Annotated in this window: 16 protein-coding genes; 4 read left to right on the top strand and 12 right to left on the bottom strand. The window is 34.0% G+C overall.

Features of this window, described 5'->3' with window-relative positions:
* Positions 1-52 precede the first annotated feature (52 nt).
* From OD917_RS09955 to OD917_RS09945, 3 genes are all read right to left on the bottom strand, one after another.
* Entirely contained in the window at positions 53-622 is a 570-nt protein-coding gene (locus tag OD917_RS09955) for a Crp/Fnr family transcriptional regulator (RefSeq protein ID WP_263523386.1), read from the bottom strand.
* 237 nt (positions 623-859) lie between these two features.
* Positions 860-3271, bottom strand: a complete 2412-nt coding sequence (locus OD917_RS09950; RefSeq protein WP_263523385.1) for an ABC transporter permease — start codon at positions 3269-3271, stop codon at positions 860-862.
* Between the two features lie 4 nt (positions 3272-3275).
* On the bottom strand, positions 3276-3986 hold the full coding sequence (locus OD917_RS09945; protein ID WP_263523384.1) for an ABC transporter ATP-binding protein: 711 nt from the start codon (positions 3984-3986) through the stop codon (positions 3276-3278).
* A gap of 283 nt (positions 3987-4269) precedes the next feature.
* On the opposite strand from OD917_RS09945, the gene OD917_RS09940 reads away from it, so the two are divergent.
* Entirely contained in the window at positions 4270-5619 is a 1350-nt protein-coding gene (locus OD917_RS09940) for a sigma-54-dependent transcriptional regulator (protein ID WP_263523383.1), read from the top strand.
* 2 nt (positions 5620-5621) lie between these two features.
* Positions 5622-6956 carry a sensor histidine kinase gene (locus OD917_RS09935; protein WP_263523382.1) on the top strand — a complete coding sequence of 445 codons (1335 nt, stop codon included), beginning with the start codon at positions 5622-5624 and terminating at the stop codon, positions 6954-6956.
* Between the two features lie 118 nt (positions 6957-7074).
* Here OD917_RS09935 and OD917_RS09930 read toward each other — a convergent pair whose 3' ends face one another.
* Positions 7075-7962 carry a DMT family transporter gene (locus OD917_RS09930; RefSeq protein WP_129746779.1) on the bottom strand — a complete coding sequence of 296 codons (888 nt, stop codon included), beginning with the start codon at positions 7960-7962 and terminating at the stop codon, positions 7075-7077.
* Between the two features lies 1 nt (position 7963).
* Positions 7964-8485, bottom strand: coding sequence for a GNAT family N-acetyltransferase (locus OD917_RS09925; protein ID WP_263523381.1), 522 nt, complete (start codon positions 8483-8485; stop codon positions 7964-7966).
* 63 nt (positions 8486-8548) lie between these two features.
* Between OD917_RS09925 and OD917_RS09920 the strand changes: the two genes are divergently transcribed.
* Positions 8549-9412, top strand: coding sequence for a LysR family transcriptional regulator (locus OD917_RS09920; RefSeq protein WP_263523380.1), 864 nt, complete (start codon positions 8549-8551; stop codon positions 9410-9412).
* Positions 9413-9416: 4 nt separating this feature from the next.
* Here OD917_RS09920 and OD917_RS09915 read toward each other — a convergent pair whose 3' ends face one another.
* The 7 genes from OD917_RS09915 to OD917_RS09885 form a co-directional block, all read right to left on the bottom strand.
* Complete coding sequence (locus OD917_RS09915) at positions 9417-9863, bottom strand: GNAT family N-acetyltransferase (protein ID WP_263523379.1); 447 nt, start codon at positions 9861-9863, stop codon at positions 9417-9419.
* Between the two features lie 415 nt (positions 9864-10278).
* Positions 10279-10605, bottom strand: a complete 327-nt coding sequence (locus OD917_RS09910) for a DMT family transporter (RefSeq protein ID WP_026728926.1) — start codon at positions 10603-10605, stop codon at positions 10279-10281.
* Positions 10606-10678: 73 nt separating this feature from the next.
* Positions 10679-11239, bottom strand: coding sequence for a Crp/Fnr family transcriptional regulator (locus tag OD917_RS09905; protein WP_263523378.1), 561 nt, complete (start codon positions 11237-11239; stop codon positions 10679-10681).
* Between the two features lie 411 nt (positions 11240-11650).
* A complete protein-coding gene (locus OD917_RS09900) occupies positions 11651-13135 on the bottom strand; it encodes a TolC family protein (RefSeq protein ID WP_263523377.1) in 1485 nt (494 codons plus the stop codon).
* Between the two features lie 242 nt (positions 13136-13377).
* Positions 13378-16494 (bottom strand): efflux RND transporter permease subunit, encoded by a 3117-nt coding sequence (locus OD917_RS09895; protein ID WP_263523376.1) that lies wholly within the window; start codon positions 16492-16494, stop codon positions 13378-13380.
* A 50-nt stretch (positions 16495-16544) separates the two neighbouring features.
* The gene (locus tag OD917_RS09890; RefSeq protein WP_263523375.1) at positions 16545-17639 is read right to left on the bottom strand and encodes an efflux RND transporter periplasmic adaptor subunit; all 1095 of its coding nucleotides are present in this window, start codon (positions 17637-17639) and stop codon (positions 16545-16547) included.
* A 239-nt stretch (positions 17640-17878) separates the two neighbouring features.
* Positions 17879-18238: a hypothetical protein gene (locus tag OD917_RS09885; RefSeq protein WP_263523374.1), complete on the bottom strand. Its 360-nt coding sequence runs from the start codon at positions 18236-18238 to the stop codon at positions 17879-17881.
* 235 nt (positions 18239-18473) lie between these two features.
* Between OD917_RS09885 and OD917_RS09880 the strand changes: the two genes are divergently transcribed.
* Complete coding sequence (locus OD917_RS09880; RefSeq protein ID WP_263523373.1) at positions 18474-18833, top strand: nuclear transport factor 2 family protein; 360 nt, start codon at positions 18474-18476, stop codon at positions 18831-18833.
* The last annotated feature ends 72 nt before the right edge of the window (positions 18834-18905 follow it).

The following is an 18905-nucleotide window of genomic DNA, read 5'->3' as shown; positions in this document are numbered from 1 at the left end:
GATAGAAAATGTTTTTTAATGTTGTTTTGTTTTTTTAATTTTTGACAGAAAGTTAAATCTGTGATTTTATTCTGCTTAATGTTTCTGGCGAAATATTAAGGTATGATGCAAGATTGGCGTTGGACAATCTCTGAATGAGTTCTGGGTTATTTTTAAGAAGATTGCGATACCGTTCTGCAGCATTTTGCGTTAATAAACTGCTGAGTTTTGAGGTAATGACAGTTAAACCATATTCGAGAATGTAGATATACATTTTATCCCATTGAGGAATTGTGTTGCGAAGTCTGAAAAAATCTTCGTAAGAAATCGCAAAAAGATCTGAGTTTTCCACGGCTTCGATATATTCTGAGCTTGGTTCTCTAGAAATAAAACTAACGATTGAGGTTAAAAATGTGCCTTCAAAAGCCATAAAACGAGTGGTGATATTGTGATCTTCGGTACTGTAATACAAACGCAGACAGCCTTTTTTGATAAAATAGATTTTATCTGCAACAGTTCCGCTTTGCAGCAATTGCTCATTTTTCTTTACTTGTATTAATTTAAAGCAAGACAAAATGGTGTTAAGTTCATCATTTTCTAGTTGTAATTTGCTCTGAATTAAAGTCTCAAGTTCACTCATCATTTCTCAAAAATTAATCATTTTCAAAAGTAAAGTTAATCGAGGAAAAAAACATTGACGAATGTCAAAATCGGTTTAAGAATGAATATAAATAACTTTGCGCCTTAACGACTCTGCGAGATTCTATTTTAAGTATTTTTCTCAATACTTTGAAAAATTGCTCGCAAAGGCGCTAAGACGCAAAGTTTTTAATGCTTTAATCTGCTAAATCTGTATAATCAGCGAGAAAAAAACAGTTATTTATTCGTATTTTAGATATTTTAAAACATCCACTTTTGTTGCCTGATAGGCTTTTGCGAGAACAATCGTCAGGGTTAAGAATAATAACGATATAAAGGCTAGGAAAAAGGGCAGTAGAGGAATATCAATTCGGAAAGCGAAGTTTTCGAGCCATTTTCCCAATAAGAAATATGCAGGAGCAATTCCGATTAGAAAACCGATTATACAGAAAACTACATATTGTTTGGATAATTCTTTTAATAATACATCGGTATCTGCGCCAAGAGTTTTTCTAATGGCAATTTCGCGAAGTTTTCTTTCCATCGAAAAAGAAGCCAGAGAAAACAATCCGAATACAGCAATTAGGATTACAATGATATTCAGTAAAGCAAATAAATCTCTTTGGTTTTCATATTTCTTGAACGTTCTTGCATAATTCTTATCTACAAAATTATATTCAAACGGATATTCTGAATCTACTTTTTCAATCCAAAATTTATTAATTCCAGCAATGGTTTCCTGCATATCATCAGGTGAAATTTTAATAAAAATATGTCGAATATCATCTTTAACTCCATTGATTTTTGTAACGTAAAAAAACATCATTGGAGCAATTTGGCTTTCCATTCCGAAGTAATTAAAATCGTTTACAATCCCAACTATTTTTACCTTTTGATCTCTCCAATAAATGATTTTATTGAGAGGATCTTTCTCAGAAAGTAAGCTAGCTGCTTTTTGATTTAATAAAACAGACGAAATGGTATCTGAAGAAAAGGCAGGATTTAGCTTTCTTCCTTTGAGAATTTTAACATTCAACATGTCTAGCATTTCAAAATCCATTGCCATTTCTTGTATCAAAAAAGGTTTATTATCTTTATAACTCGCACTTGACCAAGAGTTTTCCATAGATCCCATTGCAAATAATGCGGTAGAAATAGCTTCGACACCTTTTATTTTACTCGCTTCTTGTTTGATCAATTTGTAACGCTCGTATTGATTTTTATCTTTTTTGGCTTTAAATGTGATATCCAAAACTTGCGCGCCTTTAAAACCTAAATCCTTTTCTGTCATAAAACGGACTTGTTTATAAACAATAAAAGATCCGATGATGAAAAAAGCAGCAATTGCAAATTGTAAAACCAGCATCCCGTTTCTAAGCCAAATTCCTTTTTTGCTTCTTGAAAAATTGCCTTTCAAAACTTTTAAAGCTTCAAAATTTGAAACATAAATCGCTGGCAAAACTCCAGAAACAATTATAACAAGTAACGTGATTAAAATCAATTGAATGTAAAACTGAGAACCTAATAATGCCAAATCTTTATCGAGAAAAGAGTTGTAAAATGGAAGTGAAATTTCGACAATCACTAAAGCAATTAAAACAGAAAAAATAGTTGTTAAAGCGGTTTCAAAAATAAATTGAGCTACAATTTGTTCTTTTCCTGCACCTGCAATTTTTCTAACACCAATTTCCTTTGCTCTTTTAATTACGTTTGCTGTTGCTAGATTAATATAATTTACAATAGAAAGCGATAAGATTAAAATGGACAAACCCATTAAAATTATGAGATATTGCATATTTCCGTTTGGCTCAGCAAAAGGTTGGCTTCCAGAGTATAATTTAGCTTTAGGCAAAGGCAATAGGTCTGATTTTACAGGTTCGCCGTATTTTTTTATAAATTCCATCACGGTGATACCTTCTTGTTTTGCGTACAGTTTTGTACAATTTTCAAAGAACAAATTGTTCATTATTTTTATGACCGCAGCTGTAGCATTTGGATTCTTTATTTTAAGAACTAGCCCATAATGATAAGTCCAATCGTCTTTTGTTCTTTTTAAATCATCATCTATAACGGTTGTTATAGCATCTGGCATTACAGATGATTTTTCAGAAAGATCATATACACCACGAACAGTGAAAATTTGACCGTCATAACGAACTAGTTTTCCCATTGGATTTTCAGTTCCAAATAAACGTTCGGCAGTTTCTTCAGAAAGTGCAATACTGCTTCGATCCTGAATAGCTGTTTTGCCGTTTCCGTGAATAAATTTATAGGGAAAGAAAGAGAAAAAATTACTTTGAGCAGTAAAAATATTGTTTAGAACTTCTCTTTTTTCCTTGTATGAAACCGCATCTTTTTCATATGAACTGAAAAAATAACAGTAACTTTCAACGTCTGAAGAGACAGCTTTTAACATCGGTCCAAGTGTTGCCGCATTTGATGTCCAGATATTATGATCTCCAATGTCATTTAGAACCGAATAAATTTTGTCTTTTTCGGGATTCCATTGATCGTAAGAATGCTCATCGTTCCAAAAAAGAATAGCAAAAATTAAAGTTGCCATTCCTATCGATAATCCTAAAATATTCAAAATCGAAAACAGCTTGTTGTTTTTGATTTGATAAATAAATATGTTAATCCAATTTTTCAGCATATCCCTAATTATTTGAATTAACCAAAACATCTACATTTCTATGATTTACTTTCTCAGAAAGAATCATTCCGTCTTTCATTAAAATGGTTTTCTGCGAAAAAGAAGCATCATAATCAGAATGTGTAACCATTAAGATTGTCGATCCGCTAGCATGAAGATCGGTTAGTAATTCCATTACCTCATTTCCGTTTTTACTATCTAAATTTCCTGTTGGCTCATCTGCCAAAATAATTTTCGGATTATTGATTAAAGCTCTTGCAACCGCTACACGCTGCTGTTGTCCGCCCGAAAGTTGCTGCGGAAAATGTTTCAATCTGTGCGAGATTCCTAATATTTTTGCTATTTCATTTACTCGAGATTTTCTTTCGGCAGAAGAAACATTGGCATAAATTAAAGGCAATTCGATATTATCAAAAACTGATAATTCATCAATTAAATTGAAATTCTGGAAAATGAATCCGATGTTTTCTTTTCTGGCTTTTGCTTTTGATTTCTCTTTTAAACCAACTATTTCCTGATCAAGAAGCTTGTAACTTCCGTCTGAAGCACTGTCTAAAAGTCCGATGATGTTTAATAAAGTAGATTTTCCGCTTCCAGACGGTCCCATAATCGAAATAAAATCTCCTTGATTGATGGTTAACGAAATTCCACTTAATGCTTTGGTTTCTAATTCCTCAGTTCTAAATACTTTTGAAAGTTTTGTAATGTTAATCATAATTGACTGTTTTGGGTTTTGATTGATTTTCTTTTAAAAATTTTATGCCTTCGGAAATGACAGAAACAAGTCTGAAAAATAAGATAATTTATTTTCAAATTATCACTATTTATTTGTTATTTGTACTCCCGAAAGGCGTTAATTATTAATGATTTACAAGTTCTAATGTGATTTTCATGCCAAGAATTTAAACCTTGTAACTGCTTTATTTTTAATGTTTTATTTTTTGATAAAAAAACAAACTGTCCATTATTGGACACCTTTCGTCCAAAACTGAACAACAATGAAAAAGACCAACGCATCCATTTTAATCATCGACGATCAGGAAGACATTCTTTTTGCATCAAAAGTTTATCTGAAAAAGTATTTCGAGAATATTTTTACACTCAATAATCCGAAAAACATTGTCGAATTGTTGTCGAAAAATGCTATCGATGTTGTTTTGTTAGACATGAATTATAGGTTAGGTTTTGAAGATGGGAGAGAAGGCCTTTATTTGCTAAAAGAAATAAAAACGCTTTCGCCAAAAACAGTTGTGATTTTAATGACTGCTTTTGGGAAAGTTGAAACTGCTGTTGAAGGTTTAAAATCAGGTGCTTTTGATTATATCCTAAAACCTTGGGAAAACAAAAAGCTTTTAGAATCGGTAAAACAAGCCGTTGATAAAGCGAGAAAAGACAAAAAGAAAATCGATGAAGTTGAAGTTAAAAATGATTTCTTCATCGGAAATTCTGAAATTATAAAAAAGGCTTATTCCCTTGCAGATAAAGTAGCAAAAACCGACGCTAATGTTTTGATTTTAGGTGAAAATGGAACTGGGAAATTCGTTTTGGCACATCATATTCATGTACAATCTGAAAGGAAAAATCAGCCGTTTATTGCTGTGGATTTAGGTTCTTTAAATTCGAACATTTTCGAAAGTGAATTGTTTGGTTATGCCAAAGGCGCTTTTACAGATGCCAAAACGGATACGGCTGGACGTTTTGAAATGGCGCAAAATGGAACTATTTTTTTGGACGAAATAGGAAATGTACCGCTTCATTTGCAATCAAAACTATTACAGGTTATTCAGACCAAAACGGTAATAAGATTAGGAGAAACGAAAGCAAGACCTCTGAATGTGCGTATTATTACAGCAACCAATTTGAACTTAAAACTAGAAGTTGCCGACAAAAACTTTCGTGAAGACTTGTATTATCGCATTAATACGATGGAAATTGTTTTGCCTCCACTGAGACAACGTCACGAAGATAAGATTCCGCTTGCCGAATATCTTTTGGATAAAATGATTGAAAAGTACGGAAGGGACGAAATTACTTTTGATAAAAAAGTCTTGGAACAGATTGAAAAACACGCTTGGAATGGAAATATTCGCGAAATGGAAAATAAGATCGAACGCGCCGTAATTCTTTGCGAAAATAATACGATTACGATTTCTGATCTGGATTTAGAAACAATAACGCCTTACGAGGAAAATCCAGATGATATTCAGCTTTCTTCAGTTGAAAAAGCAACGGTTGAAAAAGCACTTCTTAAAAACAACAACAATATCAGCAAAACTGCTGAAGAATTAGGATTGTCAAGAGGCGCGCTGTACAGACGTTTGGAGAAATTTAATATCAATATCGACTAATTATGTTAAGGACTTTACAAACTTACAAACTCCTTTTTCTGCGATTAATTTTTATCGTAATCGGAATCGAATTGTCGCTTTTTTTCTTTCGAATTGGTTTGCTTTTTACGGGAATTTTTGGACTTTGCATGGTTTTTCTGTTGGGAAGAGAAATGTATTTTTATGTTAGAAATATGGTTTTAATCTATAATAAAACAATTTCTTCGATACTTCAGGGTGATTTTAGTTCTGATTTTTCTAAGCATAAATTCAACAGTACTTATAACGAGCTGTTTATTTTGTATGAAACCTTGAAAGATAAACAAAATGAGCAAGTTACGAGAGACATTATTTACCGTTCAATTTTAAACAATATAGAATCTGGTGTTATTATTTTGCAGAAACAAGAAAGTGATTGGAGTATTTTTTTGATGAACGATTATTTTTCGAGCCATTTTAATGTTTCGAAAGTTTCCAAGTGGAAATATCTTAAGAACCAGCTGCCGTCTTTATGCGAAATTATAGAAGAAGATGATTTTCATGAAATTAAAACTTCAATTGAACTTAGCATAAATGAACAAAGCAAACAGACGTTTGTTTTGCAGGCTTCAAGAACCGAAATTTTTGGACAGGATTATTTTATTGTTTTGTTAGATTCGATTCAGAATGTGGTAGAGAAAAAAGAAAAAGATGCATGGATTAACTTGATGAAAGTGATTTCGCACGAATTGCTTAATTCCATCACGCCAATTCGCTCGATCTGCCAGAATTTGGAAGATTTGGTAGAACAAGATTCGCTTTCGACAGAAGACTTAGAAGACATAAAACACAGCGTGCAGACGATGCTGAGACGAAGCGATCATTTACAGAAGTTTGTTGAAGGATATCGAAAATTGGCTATGCTTCCTTCGCCTAAAAAAGAAAAAACGTCATTACAGCAACTCGTTGAAAATTGCATTCAAGTTATGAATCCGTTGTTTAGGAAAAACAATATTGAAGTGATTAATGGTGTTACTCAAAACTATTTGATAAATATAGATTCGCAACAAGTTGAACAGGTATTGATTAATTTATTGACAAATTCGATTAATGCTTTAGAAAACAGCAATCAGAAACAAATTTCGATTTCGGCGGAAGCAAAAAACAACCGTATTTTTATAAAAGTCTCAGATTCAGGAAAAGGCATTGAAAAAGAGATTGAAGAAAAGATATTTCTTCCGTTTTTCACCACCAGAACAGAAGGAGCAGGAATTGGACTGACTTTATCTAAAAATATTATTGAAGCACACGGCGGTTATATTTCGCATAAAAGTGAAAATGGAAAAACGGTTTTTGAGATTAGCTTGATTGAGGATTGATATAAAAGATGTATTTTTTTTTCACACAGATTCAGCAGATTTAAAAATATTTATTAAAATAAAAATCTACGTTTATCTGCTTAAATCCTTTTAAATCTGCGTGAAATATTTTAAAATATCAGTTTTTTCTAATCAACAACTTTAGTTTTTCACTTTTAAAATTCACCTCAGAAATAATAGTGGCAGAAAAAATTAAAGTTCCGCCTAAAAGCAGTCGCCAAGAAAGGTTTTCTCCCAAAATAAAAAAAGCGCCAATTGCACCAAAAACAGGTTCAAACAAATAAATTACCGCCACACGTTCTGCCGATAAATAACGTTGCGAAATGTTTGAAACCGTATACATAAAAGCGGTAGAAAACAAAGCACAATAAATTACGCCCATCCAAAACGTATTGTTTTGAGGAAACCATTCTGATGTACTGTCTGTTAGTGCAATAAAAAAAGTAAAAAGCGCACAAAACGCAAACATTGGAACAATAGAATATAAGAGGTTTTTGGTGGCCGAATGTTTTTCAACAGCAATCAAATAAACTGCAAAAGCAAAGGCTCCCGCAATGGTAAATAAATCTCCGAAGTTTATGGTAAATTTATCCTGAATGGCAATAATAAATAACCCAGTTAAAGCCGTCAAAGCGGCAATCCAGATTTTTAGTGAAGCGTTGGTTTTATAAATTGCTAGTTTTAATAACGGAATAATAATTACGGTTAATCCTGCAATAAAAGAGCATTGGGAAGCATCTGTATATTTAAGTCCAACAGTTTGTAATTGAATGCCTAAAAACATTGGAACAGCTAAAATAAAACCTGTTTTAATAGCTTCTCGATTGATGTCTTTCACATATTTCCAAAAAATGATACTCAATACCATTACAGCGAGAAGGAAGCGATAAAATAGAAATACGTTTAGCGAATAGTTGCCAATTGCCATTTTGGTAACAGAGTAAGATACTCCCCAAAATGCAGTGCCTAGAATTAATAAAAACAATAAAAGTTGTCTTCTTTCCATTTTAAATCAATGCTTTTTTCATCATTAAATCAGTTTGTGCCTCGTCGCCTAATCTAAAAATATGTGTGTCAAATTGTACGAAACCATTTTTAGTGTAGAAGCTCACGGCTCTAAAATTCTTTTCCCAAACGCCAAGCCACATATAGGTTGCCTTAATTTCTTCGGCGATTTTTTCTGCCTGAGCATATAATGCTTGTGCGACTTTTTTGCCGTGAAATTCTTTTGCGACATAAATACGTTCTATTTCTAAGGCATTTAAATCTTCTTTTTCGGTTTGAGCTTCTGCAGTATTCAATTTCAAATAACCAACGACTTTTTCGTCTAAAACAGCTAAATAAAAATAAGATGAAAGATTGTTTAATTCTGCTGTCAGTTTTGCTGTAGCGAAACTTTCGTCCAGATATTTTTTCATATTTTCTTCGCTGTTTACATCTGCAAAAGTTTCAGAAAAGGTTTGTCGGCCAATTGCTTGAAGCTTTAAAATGTTATCTGTTGTGGCTTTGGTTATTTTTAGCATGTTCATTTTTTATTTCTTTAATGCGTTAAAAGCTATTTTTTGTTTGTGATAAATGCGTAAATTGCATCAATGGATTTACAGCAGATAAAATATTTTTTGGCTTTGGCCCGCGAACTTCATTTCTGGAACACCGCCGGAAAAATGAATATTACACAATCAGCCCTTAGCCGTCAGATTCAGTCTCTTGAGAATCAGCTTGGCGTTCAGTTGTTTGAGCGTAACAAACGCAATGTAAAACTAACTGCTGCTGGCCAGTTTTTAAAAGAAAAATGGGAGGTAGAAATGAGTAAATTAGAATTTATTCATCAATCTGCCCGCCAGATTCAGTTAGGGGAGAGCGGTACCATTACCATTTCTCATCCCGATTCTATTTCGGCTTCTCTTATGCCTGAGATTTTATCGCGTATTTCAGAAGCTTTTCCAAAACTAAAAATCAAACTGGTTCAGGTGCTGTACGAGAATCAGCAGGATTTTCTGCGAAATTATAAAATTGATCTGGCGATTACCAGAGATATTAATAATGCAAAAGATATTCAATCTCAAAAAATCTATACCGATCACTTAGCAGTTGTCGTTCCAGAGAATCATCCTTACCAAAAACTTGAAGATCTGACTAAAGAAACCCTCGCTTTTCAGAAATTTATTTTGCCAACTAATGACGACGGAAGCAGTTACAGCGACCTTATTCAGAGATTATTCAATTCTTTGGAGAACGCACCAGAACCTTATCTTCAATCTGAATTTGGTTCTTCTATAATTGCTTTGGTTCGAAAAGGACTTGGAATCGCAATTTTGCCCGATTCGTATGTCTTTCATGAAATTCCAGGAATTCGATTTATAAAATTGCCGCTAGAAACCGATTTATATGTCAATTGGAGAACCGAAGATCATAATCCCGTGCTTTCCAATGTTTTAAAATTGATTATTCCGTAAATCGTTAGGCTCTCAGCATTCCGATATGCGGAATTCCGTCTTCATCATAAACTTCTCCTTGTTCTACAAAACCTAACGATTGATAGAACTTGGATAAATGGTATTGCGCACTAATTCGGATTGGAGCTTTTCCAAACTTTTCTTCGCAACCTGCAATCGAAGCTTCCATTAGTTTTACTCCCAAGCCTAATCCACGGTGAGATCTTGCAATTAAAACTCTTCCTATAGAAATTTCTTCATAAGAGACTCCTTTAGGAAGCAATCGTGTCACACCTGCCAATTCATTATTGACATAATACAATAAATGAAAACCTTTTTGGTCTTTATTGTCTAAATCAAGGTAAGGGCAGTTTTGTTCAACGACAAATACATCGCTTCTTAAACGTAGCATATTGTATAATTCGTGATTAGTTAATTCGTCAAAAGATTTAATGGAATGGCTGAATGTCATTTTTTATTTTAGGCTTTATTTTTTGACAAAGATAAAAGAGAGAATAATGATGTAAAATGCTATTTTTTTATCATGTGATGCTGAAATTGCATTAGTTGTTTTAAATTCCAAATTTTTTAAATCCCAAATTCCAAGCTGAAGACGCAAAACTAAGGTGCAAACTTTGTCAAAGTTAAGGGCAGCAGTTTGTGTCAAAAGTTTGTCATTCCGACGAAGGAGGAATCACACTAGAAACTCCGTATCAAATTTCTCCAATCTTTGTCGAATTCCGCGTGTGATTCCTCCTTCGTCGGAATGACAAGATTGTGGTTATTAGTAATGGAAAGAATGGAGTAAACAATATGTTTTAAAACAAAAAAAACTTTGTCAAAGCCTAAAACTTTGACAAAGTTGAATATAATTGTAAAATATATTTTTAGTGAGAAACCGCTTTTAAACCCACAATAGAACCAACCAAAGTGGCTAAGAAAAACAATCTCCAGAAAGCTGCAGGTTCTTTAAAAACAAAAATACCGACTAAAACCGTTCCAACAGCGCCAATTCCTGTCCAAACAGCGTAAGCAGTTCCCAGCGGAAGCGTTTCAGTAGCTTTCATTAATAAAAGCATACTTACAGTTAATGAAATAAAGAAACCAATATACCAATAGTACATTTCGGTACCAGTTGTTGCTTTTGCTTTTCCGAGACATGAGGCGAAGGCTACTTCAAATAGACCCGCGATGATTAAAATAATCCAGTTCATATAGTTAAAATTTTGTGATGCAAAGTTCTTTTATGGAAATCAGAAAAAAATTAACAAATGATAAAAAATGAAGTTATTTTAATTCTGCACGTATTCTGCTTAAACTAACTTGTGTTATTCCTAAATAAGAGGCAATATGTCCTAACTGTACTCTTTGAAGGAGTTCAGGATGATCTTTCATTAATTCCAAATAACGTTCAGAAGCATTTTGGAACTGTTTAGAAATCAAACGTTCTTCGGTTTTTATTAATTCTTTTTCAGCAAATTTTCTTCCCCAATTGGCGATGTGAACATCTTCATTAAAGAGTTTTCTAAGATTTTCTGTTTTGAGTTCGTACAATTCGCAATCTTCCAAAAGTTCGATAGTTTCATATCCGGGTTGGTCTTCAACATAACTTTTCATCGAAATCACGGTTTCGCCTTCTTTTCCAAACCAAAAAGTAACTTCATTATCTCTTTCTACATAAGCTCGCACCAATCCTTTCTTTATAAAATAAATATTCGATTCTACTTTATTGGCTTTTAGCAAAATATGCCCTTTAGCAAAAGCTATTTCTGTAACATTGTTTTGCAGAGCGAGCTTAGATTGCTCAGGAAGTTGGTATATAAGATCAAGGATTCTGGAAATATCCATTTTTTGTTTTTTGGAATAAAGATAATAGATGTTAAGTGTAACCGAAAAATTTCGATCAAAAAACAATCGCTTTCTTGTTGAAGGGAATAAAAAATTAACGCAAAGTTCGCAAAGACATTTTTATTCTGAGACTAATCCTAATCGATATTTTAAGTTCGCAAAGCTTTGTGCAGATATCGCTTTGCTAACTTTTTTCATTGTAATGATTCAAAAAAACTTTGCGCACTTTGCGTAAAATCTTTTGCGGACTTTGCGGTAAAATATAGGGCTTTTATCTATGTGTTAAAAATAATTTAGTCCTACGGGGCATGTTTTAATAAAAAAATCCCGTTTCAAAATAGAAACGGGACTTAAAAACAACCTCTGCGATGAGCTATTATAAACAGAAGCCATTTTTGACCAACATATAAACTAATTTATTCCTCCGCCTAAAGCTTTGTACAGCAATACTTGTGAGTTTGCATTTCGAAGCTGGATGTCAACAAAATCCAATTCGGCTTGCAATTTATTTTTTTGCGCATTGATGATTTCCAGATAATTGGCATAACCGCTCAAATACAAATCGTTTGAGACATTTACTGCAATTTCGAGATGATCAATTTCGTTCAATTTATATTTTAAAACATCTTCGTAAGCTTCGTTCCTGTGCAGTAAAGCGCTTAACTCATTAAAAGCTGTTGTGACTGCATTTTGATATTGAAGAAATGAAATTTCCTGTCTTCTGTTGGAAACATAAAATTCTTGTTTAATCTGTCCTTTATTGAAAACCGGAGCTGTCAAACCGCCCAATAATTGCCAAGCAAAAGAACCCGCATCAAATAAAGTATTGAATGAAAACGAGTTGAAACCTGCATATCCACCCAGATTTACCGTCGGAAAAAAGGCAGCGCGAGCCGATTTTGCATCGGCATTGCTGGCAAGCAATTCAAAGTAAGCTTCAGATACGTCAGGTCTTTTATGAATGATAGAATCTACGCTTATTTTTTGGTTTAAAACTTCTAAATGTCCCGCTAGGAAATCGCTGCTTCTGTCAACTTTTCCGCCATATTCACCTAAAAGTGTCAATAAAGCTTTCTCGGTCTGATCGATGCTTAATTTTAATTCTGAAGCTTCGGCATGAATATTATTGTTTTGTGCATTAAACTGCTGCACAGCCAATTCTGTAGCTTTTCCAACAGATCTTTGTGCCGAAACAATATCAAGCGCTCTTTCCTGCGTTTTCAAGTTGTTATCGTAAATCGCAGCTTGTTTGTCTAAAGCAATCAGTTTGAAATATAAGTCAGCAACATCACTTAAAAGACGCGTTTGTAATAATCGCATTCCTTGTTGAGAAGCAAAAAATCGCTGTTGAGCTGCTTTTTTTCGATTGCTTAGTTTTCCCCAAATATCAGCTTCCCAAGAAACTTTCGCTCCCAGAAAAAAGTTAGGAGAAACATTTTCATTGATTTTTTGTTTGTCTGTAATATTCTGAGAAAAGTTAGTGTCAAAGTTACCAACGCCTTCCATTGTATATTTTCCGAAATGCGTTCCAGAAGCATCTGCCACAAAATCTAAAGAGGGAAGAAGCGCCAGTTTTGCCACTTTTAAATGCGAATTGGCAATCAGAATTCTTTCTTGCATGATTAAATAATCAGGATTCTTGGCAATGGCTTTCTTTAATAATTCCTCTAATTTCGGGTCTTTAAAAAAGGTTTCCGTTTTTAATGGAATAAAAGTCTCGCTTGAAGTTTCTTTTCTTTGTGCATCAAAATTTTCTGGAAGTTTTGCTGCATCTAGTTTGTTACTGACTTTTGGCGCAGAACAAGCTGTCAAAAGTAAAATTCCGGTTATTACAACGGCACTTTTGGTTGTCCTTATCACATCAGTATTTTTATATTGATTTAATATTTCTTTCATTGTTTAATTTTATTTGTTCAATCTTTTGTCTAAATTTTTATTTTAACACATAGAAACATAGATTTTTTATTCTCAAAAGGGAGTTGAAAGAAACTAGTTTCTAACACATAGCTGAATGAACATAGTCCAAAGTTTCAACTTTGGGATTGCTGATTACCATACAGCTATGTTTATTTAAGCTAAGTGAAACGCCTTTCCACGCTTTCCAAATCCTATGATTCTATGTGTTTAAAAATTGTACATTAAGATTTGTTTACTCGTTTTTCCAATTTCGCAAACAGTATGTAAAGTCCAGGAATAATCAAAAGACCAAACACGGTTCCGATTAACATTCCACCCGCAGCTGCTGTCCCGATTGAACGGTTACCAATTGCACCCGCACCAGAAGCGATACACAACGGAATCAATCCTGAAATAAAGGCAAATGAAGTCATTAAAATAGGGCGGAAACGAAGTCTGGCTCCTTCAATCGCGGCTTCGATAATGTCTCGCCCGAGTTTGTTCTGTGCCATGGCAAATTCTACAATCAGAATGGCGTTTTTGGCGAGCAGACCAATCAGCATGACGAGTGCTACTTGAGCATAAATATTATTGTCCAGTCCGACCATTACAAGCGCGATGTAAGAACCGAAAACTCCAACAGGAAGACTTAATAATACTGGGAATGGAAGCAACAAACTTTCATATTGCGCAGCCAATAATAAGTATACAAATAGTATACAAAGCGCAAAAATGTAGATTGTCTGATTTCCTGATAAAATTTCCTCACGCGTCATACCAGACCATTCTAATTCAAAACGGCTTGGGAGTTTTTCTGCAGCAATTTTTTCAACAGCGGCAATGGCATCTCCAGAGCTATATCCTTCGGCAGGTTCACCGTTAATCATAGCCGACATGTACATGTTGTAACGCGTTAAAACCTCTGGACCGTAAACTCTTTCTAGCTTGATGAAAGTTGAAAACGGAACCATTTCGCCTGCTTCATTCTTCAAATACATATCCAAAATACTTTCTGGATTTTGACGGAATTGCGGACTTGCTTGAACCATAACTTTATACATTTGAGAAAAACGGATAAAGTTGGTTGCATAAAAAGAACCTAACATCGTCTGCAAAGTGCTCATGGCATTGTCTACCGAAATTCCTTTTTTAGCTGCCAAATCATAATCAATATGAATTAAATACTGCGGGAAAGTAGCGTCAAAACTCGAGAAAGAATTCTGAATTTCTGGCGAAGCATTTAATTCTTTTATGAATTCTTTGGTCACTTTATCTGTATTTGTGATGCTTCCTCCAGATTTATCCAATAAACGAAGCTCAAAACCACTCGTATTACCAAAACCAGGAACAGTTGGCGGTGCAAAAATCTCGATTTGTGCATCGGTAATGTTTTTGGTTTTTTCGGTAAGTTCTGCCATGAATTCGGTTACCGAAATATCGCGTTCGCTCCAGTCTTTTAGGTTGATCATTCCCATTCCGTACGAAGCTCCAGCGATTTCAGTAACAATACTGTATCCCGCAAGAGTGGTAACGTTATCTACACCTTTAATTTCTTTTGCAATTCGTGTTACTTCGTCTAAAGCTTTTTCAGTACGTTCTACCGTTGCACCTTGTGGTGTTGTAACGCTTACGTAAACCATTCCTTGATCTTCTGTCGGAATAAATCCTGATGCTAAGAATTTAGTTGTTCCCCAAGTTAAAACACAAAACAGAACCAATAAACCAACTGTAACGGTATTACGATCGGCAAATTTTACTAATACTTTGATATATTTCGAAGTAATATTATCAAACCAATTATTGAATCTATGGAAGAAACGGTCTAAAAGTGATTTTTTCTCTTTATTCGGATCGTGCGCTTTCAGCATAATAGCACAAAGAGCAGGAGTAAGGGTAAGCGCATTAATTCCAGAAATGACAATACTAATTGCCATTGTCAAAGAAAACTGCCTGTAGAAAACTCCAACCGGACCGCTCAAGAAAGCAACTGGAATAAATACCGCAGCCATTACAATCGTAATTGCAATAACGGCACCAGTAATTTCTTTCATAGCGCTAATTGTTGCATCCATTGGCGACATATGTTCTTCGGAGATTTTTACGTGAACAGCTTCGACAACAACAATAGCGTTATCGACCACAATTCCGATAGAAAGTACTAATGCGAAAAGTGTCAATAAGTTGATTGAAAATCCCATCATAGACATGAAAGTAAACGAACCAATAAGTGCGACCGGAACAGCTAAAACTGGAATTAATGTCGATCTCCAATCTTGAAGAAAAAGAAAAACGACAAATGCTACTAAAATAAAAGCTTCAACTAACGTTCTTAAAACTTCATGAATCGAAGCGTCAAGGAAACGGGAAACGTCATAAGCAATATTAAATTCCATTCCAGGAGGAAAAGAAGAACCTTTCAATTCGGCCATTTTTTCTTTTACACTCGCAATTACTTCAGATGCATTCGAACCTGGACGTTGTTTCAACATGATTGATGCAGAAGGTTTTCCGTCGGTTTTAGAAACCATTCCGTAACTCATCGCACCAAATTCGATTTTAGAAATGTCTTTAAGTCTTAAAATCGTTCCGTCAGCATTGGCTCTTAAAGGAATTTCTTCATATTGTTTAGGTTCAAAGAATTTTCCGCCGTATTTGATTACGTACTGCAATTGATTGTTCATTTGTCCAGAACCTTCGCCAACTTTTCCTGGAGCGGCAGAAATGTTTTGTTTTTGAAGCGAATTAATCACTTCATTTGCCGAAATATTATACGAAAGCATTTTTTCTGGATCTAACCAGACACGCATCGAATATTCTTTTTGTCCCATAATTTCAGCACGTCCAACTCCATCAATACGTTTTAATTCCTGAAGAATATTAATATCCGTAAAATTGAAGATAAACTGCTCATCTTGAGTCTTGTCGGTACTTGTAATGTTCAAATACATCAACATACTATTTACCTCTTTTTCGGTTGTAACTCCGGCACGAATTACCTCTTCTGGAAGTTCATCCAAAATTGTAGTAACCCTGTTCTGAACGTTTACAGCCGCCAAATCGGGATCGGTTCCTACTTCAAAGAAAACCTGAATTAAGGTTAAACCGTCGTTTGAAGTTACGGTTGACATATAGGTCATTCCAGGAACTCCATTTATGGCTCTTTCGAGCGGAAGGGCAACAGCATTGGCTGAAACCTCTGCATTTGCTCCTGTATATTTTGCTGTAACGGTTACAGACGGTGGTACAATATCTGGGAATTGGGTAATAGGGAGCTGAAACAACGCCAGCAATCCCAGAAGGACTATCATAACCGAGATGATTAATGACAATATTTTCCTTCTGATAAATAACTCTATCATTTTTATTTTTTTAGATCAATAATTAAATAACTGTTTTACAAGTCGATAAACTACATTTGTTTGATGTTGATTTTATCGCCGTCTCTCAATGATTGCGTGCCTTCTTCTACAATTAGGTCGTCTCTTTTTAAACCTTCATTTAGAATGTAAACATCATCAAGAGTGGTTTCAATTGTAACATTTGTCATTTTAACTACTCCATCTTTTTTTACCACAAATACATATTGTTTGTCCTGAATAGAAAAAACTGCTTTTTGCGGAATTAAAATCGCATTGGTTTTTGGTTCTGAAATAATTAGTTTACCAGAAGTTCCGTGTTTGATAAAACCTTGGGGATTGTGAAATTTTGCTTTGTATTGAATAGAACCGGTTTCTCTGTCGATTTCTCCGTCGGCGGTTCTTAATTCTCCTTTTTGGTCATAAACTAGTCCGTTTGGTAATATTAATTTGATATCGCCTTGCGTATTTAAGGTCTTGTCTTCCATCATCTGGAAATAAGTATTCTCAGGAATTGAGAAATAAGCGTAAACGTCATCTAACTGAGAAACAGTAGTTAACAATGAACCGTTTTCAATTAAACTTCCTTCTTTAAACGGAATTCTATCAACGGTTCCGTCAAATGGTGCGCGGATTGTGGTAAAACTAATTTGCTGATTAATTGCTTTTTTCTCTGCAACGGCGTGTGCTACTTTCGCGGATGCGGCTTCATGTTTTGCTTTAGATAATTCTAATTCTTTGTCTGCAATTACTTTTTTATTGAATAAGGTTTGCGCTTGTTCCAATTCGACAGTTGCAATTCTCAAATCGGCTTTAGCACTTTTGTAAATGGCTTCGGCTTTTAAGAGTTGAATCTGAAGTTCAACGTCGCTTATTTTGAAAAGGATTTGTCCTTTTTTTACTTTTTGTCCTTCACTTACGTAAACTTTATCTAGCAAACCAGGAATACGAACGTGAATTTCTACATTGTTTTTAGCATGTACATCGGCAACAAATTTGCTCGAAACTATGGTGTCTTTTAGAGTTACCTTATAAACAGGAACCGTTTTTATGTTGTTTGAATCTTTTTTTGCTTTATCTCCGCACGAGACTAAAACGAATAAAGCCAAGGTGCATAAAAGGAATGGATTTTTATAAATGCTCATCATTAGGTTTAAATTTTTGAATAAATAGATATGCTCCCTTAATATTAAAATATCGGGAGTATGAATTTGGATTTTGTTTTCGACAACAGTCTAAACAGAAAATAAAAATGAATTCGGATGCTTCTCTGTTTAGAAAAGTACCGTTTTAGGAATGTTTTTATAGCAATATCAAATTACTCACATTAGATAAATGAGAAATTGTTCCAGAACTTGGAAATATAAAAACGTCAAAAAATTAAAGCCTAGAAAAGTTGGTATAAGTGAAGATGAGGATGTCTTTCGATATGGTATATTGAAGCTATACCATAAATTAAGCTTTCTTTATAAAGCTTGAAATTAACCAAATTGCTGAGATACGGAGCTCTGATTGTACTTTGTTCTAAAGTAGTTGCTCTGCATTTCATTTTCTTTTTGAGCTTATAATGAACTTCTAGATTTTTAGAAGAAGAAAAGTCGGAAGAAAAAATCTGCGTGTCGTCTGCCGCAACGCTATCTAAAGTAATACAGTTGCTGATGTTATAAATCGGCTGATACGTCTCGGTGCCTCTAAAAAAAGAGAGCAACGAAAGTAAAACGATATATATGAACTTTACAGGTTTCATTTACAGCAATCAGGAGTTGTTTTGTTTCTTAAAAGACGGCGTATACTTGCTTAAAGTGCGCCAAATATAGCAATTTGAAAAGTAAGGTTTCTTAAAATTTTCTAAAAACCATTTAAAATTAAAAGTTTGATAATAATCGAAGTTGGTTTTTAGGGTTTTCTTTTTTATAGAGATTTTTATTAAAAAGTTATAATTTCTATCTTGCTTTTATGAAACTAATTAAAATAAACACACTATGTCAAATCAATTTGAACACGTAATAGAAAAAGCTTACAATGCTTTTAACGAAAGAAATATCGACAACTGTTTATCAACCATGCAAGAAGATGTACAATGGTCAAAAGCTTGGGAAGGCGGATATATAAGCGGTCACGATGAAATCCGTCAATATTGGACGAGACAATGGACAGAAATTAATCCGATAGTGGAGCCTGTTGGTTTTGATGAAAGAGAAAATGGAAGTCTAGAAGTAAAAGTGCATCAAAATGTAAAAGATCTTCAAGGCAATTTGATGTTTGACGGATTTGTAAAACATGTTTATACTTTTGAAAACGGTTTGATTAAAACAATGGATATTGAGTTGATGGAGAATTAAATAAGAGTACGCAACTTCGAATTTTAAATAATATTAAAAGAAAAAGGTTTATACCTGTAAAGTATAAACCTT

Source organism: Flavobacterium sp. SH_e (assembly GCF_025717045.1).
Lineage (GTDB): Bacteria > Bacteroidota > Bacteroidia > Flavobacteriales > Flavobacteriaceae > Flavobacterium.
Note: the sequence above shows the minus strand (reverse complement) of the source record. Positions and strands in the feature narration are given on the sequence as shown.

Excerpts from the sequence above, each read along its gene's own strand:
- OD917_RS09955 (WP_263523386.1), bottom strand. The coding sequence starts at position 622 with ATGATGAGTGAACTTGAGACTTTAATTCAGAGCAAATTACAACTAGAA.
- OD917_RS09950 (WP_263523385.1), bottom strand. The coding sequence starts at position 3,271 with ATGCTGAAAAATTGGATTAACATATTTATTTATCAAATCAAAAACAAC.
- OD917_RS09945 (WP_263523384.1), bottom strand. The coding sequence starts at position 3,986 with ATGATTAACATTACAAAACTTTCAAAAGTATTTAGAACTGAGGAATTA.
- OD917_RS09940 (WP_263523383.1), top strand. The coding sequence starts at position 4,270 with ATGAAAAAGACCAACGCATCCATTTTAATCATCGACGATCAGGAAGAC.
- OD917_RS09935 (WP_263523382.1), top strand. The coding sequence starts at position 5,622 with ATGTTAAGGACTTTACAAACTTACAAACTCCTTTTTCTGCGATTAATT.
- OD917_RS09930 (WP_129746779.1), bottom strand. The coding sequence starts at position 7,962 with ATGGAAAGAAGACAACTTTTATTGTTTTTATTAATTCTAGGCACTGCA.
- OD917_RS09925 (WP_263523381.1), bottom strand. The coding sequence starts at position 8,485 with ATGAACATGCTAAAAATAACCAAAGCCACAACAGATAACATTTTAAAG.
- OD917_RS09920 (WP_263523380.1), top strand. The coding sequence starts at position 8,549 with ATGGATTTACAGCAGATAAAATATTTTTTGGCTTTGGCCCGCGAACTT.
- OD917_RS09915 (WP_263523379.1), bottom strand. The coding sequence starts at position 9,863 with ATGACATTCAGCCATTCCATTAAATCTTTTGACGAATTAACTAATCAC.
- OD917_RS09910 (WP_026728926.1), bottom strand. The coding sequence starts at position 10,605 with ATGAACTGGATTATTTTAATCATCGCGGGTCTATTTGAAGTAGCCTTC.
- OD917_RS09905 (WP_263523378.1), bottom strand. The coding sequence starts at position 11,239 with ATGGATATTTCCAGAATCCTTGATCTTATATACCAACTTCCTGAGCAA.
- OD917_RS09900 (WP_263523377.1), bottom strand. The coding sequence starts at position 13,135 with ATGAAAGAAATATTAAATCAATATAAAAATACTGATGTGATAAGGACA.
- OD917_RS09895 (WP_263523376.1), bottom strand. The coding sequence starts at position 16,494 with ATGATAGAGTTATTTATCAGAAGGAAAATATTGTCATTAATCATCTCG.
- OD917_RS09890 (WP_263523375.1), bottom strand. The coding sequence starts at position 17,639 with ATGATGAGCATTTATAAAAATCCATTCCTTTTATGCACCTTGGCTTTA.
- OD917_RS09885 (WP_263523374.1), bottom strand. The coding sequence starts at position 18,238 with ATGAAACCTGTAAAGTTCATATATATCGTTTTACTTTCGTTGCTCTCT.
- OD917_RS09880 (WP_263523373.1), top strand. The coding sequence starts at position 18,474 with ATGTCAAATCAATTTGAACACGTAATAGAAAAAGCTTACAATGCTTTT.